Here is a 5,374-nt window from a genome sequence, read left to right as displayed (position 1 = left end):
ATGTAGTCGTGCAACTGATCCAGCAATGCCAGTTCTTCTCCCGTCACATAAGACTGTCGCCCAAACTTCGTGGGAACAATCCCTAACCCTTTGAACTGGAGTTTACTGCTTCGGGGAGAATGGCTTCCGGCGGAGGTTGACCTATCTTAGGTTTCTGAAGCTTGGCGTAAACTAGTGTTGGTCTCCCATCAGGAGCGGAAAATGAAGCGACGGCACTTTGAAGTTTGCATCTTTTCCTATCTCGCTGCTGAACTTAAATCAGGGGATATTTATATTCTGGGGAGTGAGTCCTATGGGGATTATCGTCTTCAATTACTAACTTGGTCCGAATGTGAGCCGAAAATTGGCGAATACTGTCAGAATTTAGGCTTACCCCCAGATGCTGATGGCTTGATTGAACATCTTCAAGCTTGGTTGAGGCTTCGGCTTCGCTCAGCCTCAACACCGAGCGTAGTCGAGGTGTTGAGAGAAACCGCCCAGAGTGTAGACCAGGATTATCCTAACAATACTTCAGTGGTTATTAATGAAACGGGAGAACCCGTCTTAAAACGACCATCTCGTCAGTCCCATCGCTCTTCTCTTCAAGCTCTCGAAGCTTTAATCCAAGAAAGGATGTCTGAACGTAATCTTATTGACTTGCTCAGGAATGTAGATTATTGGACGAACTTTACCCGCCACTTTGGACCATTTAGTGGTTCTGACCCCAAACTAGACCGAGCCCATGAACGATATCTCCTAACTACATTTACTTATGGTTGCAATCTGGGACCGACTCAAGCAGCACGACACATAGGGGTGTTGTCACCCCGCAGATGCTGGCTTTTGTTAACCAACGCTACGTTAGTTTAAAGGGGTTAAACTCTGCTTTGACGGATATTATTAACCGTTATGAAGAAAGGAGCCAGTAACTTCGCTCAACAAAAGGCCTTACTGAAGCCAGCATTTAAGTTATTGAAAAATTATCAATTAATCGTATTAGGAGATCGGGAATTTCATAGTTTAGTTTTATTGTGCGCGATCGCGTACACTTTTTCCAGTCTCAAAGGCGTATCAATTTGCCAAAAAGTTCAAAAAGAATATGTTAGTCGTCTCAGAAAAGTTAAGCAAGTTCTGACAAAAAATAGTAACTTTTTAGTCGGCTTATATGGTCAAGTTTGGATAATTGCCCAAACTTTTGTCCAAGATGGGATAGAAGAATTGATGAGCTTAAATGTCAATAAACTTCCCTTTTATCAAAGAGGCTTAAGAGCGATGAAAATTATACAACCAGGGCTTTAGACTCGTTTTCACCCCGTGAAGTCTGTATCCCATTCAACGAAACTTTAGTTTAAATTCATTGCCCAATCTGGACCGCTTTTTGATTAATCGCTCCCGTAATCGTGATCGCTTTCCGAATCAGATGTGCCAGGCATCTTTGCTGCTGAGGATAAAAACGATAAGCCATGTTTTTAACATACACTACAAGGGCGCAATTGGCTCATTTTTGACTGGGGGAATGAACGGTTATATCAAGCCCTACTTCCCTGGAAGAACTTTAATTACATTGAATAAACCTCCTACAATTTCAGCTAGGGCTTTTCCTTCTAGTGAACGCTTTTCAATATATATGCTCCACGTTCCAGATTCAGTACGTTCAATAACTACCCTCGTTTGTAGTGCCACAATACACCCTGTAAGGACAATTGGGACAGCAAGCACAAGAGGGATCGCTGCAATTGCAGCTTCAGGAGGATCCGTCAACCACCCGTCCAGCTCTGCCAGTAACTTATCATCTCCTGATTCCGCCAGCAGAATCAGAAATTGTTGAGCAGCTTGCCCTGCCTCCTGTTCACTTGCCTCTACTGTTGGAGTTAGGAGCGGTGGATAGTCTGCTTCTTTGAATGCGGCGTTGAGTACTTCAATCTGTTGATTAGGATCAAAATTTTGATCGTCAACCCGTCGCTCGGCTAGATACGCTGTCATATACTGCATAATAGCCAGAGCTTGGCGGGGAGATAGGCCAAGGATTTGTTCTGTACGATTTGTCATGGTTTTGCCTCCTCTTGCATGTTGAGTTTCTACGCCCAGTTTCCGATGAGAATGAAGGGCGCCCAATGATAGGGATGATGGTAATGATTATCGTCGCTGTTTAAGAAGTCGCATTGAGCCTGCTGCAGCGCTTTCCACTTGGGCATATTCTCTTTAAGCCACCGTTGATAGAACGTTGCCAAGAGCTTGTGGGAGGACTGGCTATTCACGTTCCAAAGACTAACTAGCAAAGAGTTTGCCCCTGCATATAGGAAGGCACGGCTTAATCCCATCAATTCATCGCCAGCCTCTACGTATTTCCGGCCAGAAGAGCAAGCTCGCAAAGTGATGAGGTCTGCACACAAGGACTGTTTAAATACCTCGCGAGCCGTCAGCAAACTATCCTCCGAAGTTAATCCACTCTGATGGACTAACTTAAGAGGACTTGCTGCCAGTTGTAACCCAGATTCGAGAGGATTTTTCTCTCCTCGATCAGTAGCGAACAAACCATGACAGGCCAGATGGACCACATCGAAATGTTCCATCTCTGCCGAAACCTGTTGCTTGGTAGCTGCTCTCGGACCCTCTGAGCCTTCTAATGCCAAGTACTGTTGTCCTTTATGCACCTCTGTAAATAAAGGAGCTAGGTACTGTCCGTCTTGTTCAAATGGTTGATTTCCCACTGCGTCAATACCTGCGAACAAGCAAGATCTGGGCGTTTTACCCTGACGAGCGCGGTGATGGCGCTGACAGTAGCGTAATACCCCCACACTCGGCACGTAACTTACGCCAAAGTTCTCGATGAGGTAGCGTCCATCATGCCAACGTAATGCATGGAACGGCAAGCCGTGCAGGGGACCGTGGGCTGAGACACATAGGAGGTTGCAATCGCTGAGGAGTTTGCCAAGCTGACTTGGGAGAAGAACTTCTGATAGTTTGTCCAAATACGTCATTTGGTAATAGTACTCTGGCTTCAACAAGAAGCGATGTGGACCTGCACCTGCAGGGTCTTCCAAACGTAATCGAGGTTTCTTAGAGATATCCGGCGACAGAGCCAGTGCCTCTTTAGTTTCATCCCCAATTCCCCAAAGTATCGACTCGTGCTTCAAGCCATTGAAGTCGATGAGCAGACGTAAGGCGCAGCGGTGCAGGTGAGCTGGTTCTACACCGAGGTCAAATGCCAAAGGCTCCGGTTCATGTGGCTTAATGACGACAAGCCAAGTAGTCTCTTTTCCCACAAAATAGGTTAACAAGGCAACTTTTGTAGCCGCGTTGTTCCCAGATTGAACTAATGCATTCCGTACAGCAGCCAAATCGGGTGATTTTCCACATCGCAAGGCGATATAATCTGCGCATTCTCCTTCCTGAGCCATTTCTTGCCATACCTGTTCCAGTTCTCGTCTCAATTGAAGCCAACGCTGCCAGATTTCAATCCGCTCAGTTACTGCTTGTTCGCTAGTATTTCTCCATGAAGCGGCGACTTCACGTTCTGCTGCAAGTAGATCTTTTTCTCTCACGACCAAGGAGGGCTGCTTAGATGGGCAATCCAAGGGCATAGTCCCCAGCAGATTCAACAACGCGCGTGACTTGGACTGCTCTACAATTTCCAATGCCGTCTCTTTCTCATTTTGCAGCAAAGCTATTTGAATCAGAGGCTCATAGAGAGCTACACCCCGCTGATTAAAACTCACCTGGATTGCTTCAGCAGCAAGTCTTCCACGACGAAGTTCAAACAACTCTAATGCGCGCTTATACCAATCTCTTGCGTCCATCCATTCCTCTAAGTCCAAGGAAATTCTTCCCAACATTTCTAGGATGGACTGTTGCCAATCAATATCTTTTCTCTGCTCTGCCAAAACTAACTGGTCTCGAAACAGTGCCAGTGCTTGTCGATACTTCTTCTGGAATCTGTAGATAGTAGCAAGTTGCCCCAATGCTATCAGTTCCTCAGAAATCTTATGCTGACGACAAAGGCGTAAAGCTTCGGACGCTTTTTTTCAGCTCTGGTCAGTGACTCCACCTCAGGTTCTTGCTGGTTTTCCAGAGCTTGTTCAGCGGTAAGCAGTTCAATCCCTACTTGCCGAATCAGTTTCAAGGCTTGGAAACGGGATTTCATGAATGCTTGCCCTCTGGCTTGAACAAATTCACCATTTCGAGTAACTGTGGGTAACCTGCTTCCTGAGCTAGTGCCATCGCCTTTTCCCAGTTCTTTAGGGCGTTTTCTCGATCTCCAAGGGCTTTGTATGCCCTAGTCGCTTGTACTAGCACTGCCGCCTGGTCTTCCGGATACGTCGTATCGCCAACTAAGCTTAGAGCCTCCTGACAGCAACGAAGCATTTCCTGTGGAATGTTTAGCGAATAGTGTAAGCGGGCTAGGTCGATCCAAGTCATTAGCTGCTGCCGGACATCGCCTGCTAATCTAGCTGCTTTGATAGCTTTCTGGTAGTTTTCAATCGCTTGCTCAAAATGTCCTTGTTGTGCCCATGTATACCCAATTTTGCTGTAACCTTCTGCCTGGAGCATTTCATCGCCTTCAGCTTGAGCCAAGCGAATTCCCTGATCGTAAAGCTTCCGAGCCTGATTAAAATCAGTTTCTTCTACGTAAAGATTTCCCCAGTCGTAGATGAGTTCGCACTCCAATTTTCCTGCTCCGCATTCTTGAAAGCAATCTTGAGCGTCAGAAAAAGCTTCTTTGGCAGCGTTAAGTTGACCTAGATTGGCAAAGACTTGAGCTTGGCCCCACAAAGTAAGACCCTGATCTTTTCTATTATGTGCCGTCTGAAAATGTGCAGATGCCTGTTTATAAAGAGCTAGAGCATCTTTATCTTCACCACGGAGCACGTGTTCACTGGCAGCTTCTACTTTGCGCTTTCCTAACCGGCTTTGCTCTGCTTGGGTTTCCTGCAAAGATTGGGTAAGAATATTGTTTAAAACTGTGCTCTCAGCCTCTACTAAAATTTGCAGCCATCGATTTGAGAGTGCTCTAGCCTTGCTAGCTAGCTCAATATATGTTGAGGAGACGTCGTTCATTGGAATAGAAAGATACTCTCGTTCCCGTTGGAGTATTCTTATAAGTTTTTTATGAAGTATTTCTAACTGATTTTTAGCAGCTTGTAGTGTTGATTTAGATTCTTTTGGGCTTTTCCTCAATGCATCTAACTTTTTTTCTTGAGCATTTATTTTTTGGCTCACATTCTGATATTGTTCCGAGAAGCTCTTCTTTGTTCTCAGCCGAGATTCTTCCTCCTTCTTTTGCTTTTGTATGGTCTCCAATGATTTTCTACTGAGCGAATCCGAAACCTTTAGGAGTTGCTGGCTTATTTCATTAATAGTTTGTACCTTACCTTGCAAAATTTCTTGCAGTGCT

The 5,374-nt window shown here is 45.4% G+C and carries 6 protein-coding genes; 2 read left to right on the top strand and 4 right to left on the bottom strand.

The genetic code is table 11. The features are described 5' to 3' along the window. The first annotated feature begins 201 nt into the window (after nucleotides 1-201). Together GVY04_20895 and GVY04_20890 are read left to right on the top strand one after the other, a co-directional pair. Nucleotides 202-849 (top strand): Tn3 family transposase, encoded by a 648-nt coding sequence (locus GVY04_20895; GenBank protein ID NBD18494.1) that lies wholly within the window; start codon nucleotides 202-204, stop codon nucleotides 847-849. Between the two features lie 39 nt (nucleotides 850-888). After that, nucleotides 889-1,278: a hypothetical protein gene (locus GVY04_20890; protein NBD18493.1), complete on the top strand. Its 390-nt coding sequence runs from the start codon at nucleotides 889-891 to the stop codon at nucleotides 1,276-1,278. A gap of 237 nt (nucleotides 1,279-1,515) precedes the next feature. On the opposite strand, the gene GVY04_20885 is transcribed toward GVY04_20890, so the two are convergent. The 4 genes from GVY04_20885 to GVY04_20870 form a co-directional block, all read right to left on the bottom strand. Continuing rightward, entirely contained in the window at nucleotides 1,516-2,028 is a 513-nt protein-coding gene (locus GVY04_20885; protein ID NBD18492.1) for a hypothetical protein, read from the bottom strand. 29 nt (nucleotides 2,029-2,057) lie between these two features. After that, nucleotides 2,058-3,941 carry a CHAT domain-containing protein gene (locus tag GVY04_20880; GenBank protein ID NBD18491.1) on the bottom strand — a complete coding sequence of 628 codons (1,884 nt, stop codon included), beginning with the start codon at nucleotides 3,939-3,941 and terminating at the stop codon, nucleotides 2,058-2,060. 5 nt (nucleotides 3,942-3,946) lie between these two features. Beyond that, nucleotides 3,947-4,123 carry a hypothetical protein gene (locus tag GVY04_20875; protein ID NBD18490.1) on the bottom strand — a complete coding sequence of 59 codons (177 nt, stop codon included), beginning with the start codon at nucleotides 4,121-4,123 and terminating at the stop codon, nucleotides 3,947-3,949. After that, nucleotides 4,120-5,374, bottom strand: a 1,255-nt coding sequence (locus GVY04_20870; GenBank protein NBD18489.1) for a tetratricopeptide repeat protein, incomplete at its 5' end; no start/stop codon positions are given. The genes GVY04_20870 and GVY04_20875, both read right to left, overlap by 4 nt.

It is taken from the genome of Cyanobacteria bacterium GSL.Bin1, assembly GCA_009909085.1.
In the GTDB taxonomy this organism is placed as follows: Bacteria; Cyanobacteriota; Cyanobacteriia; order Cyanobacteriales; family Rubidibacteraceae; genus Halothece.
Note: the sequence above shows the minus strand (reverse complement) of the source record. Positions and strands in the feature narration are given on the sequence as shown.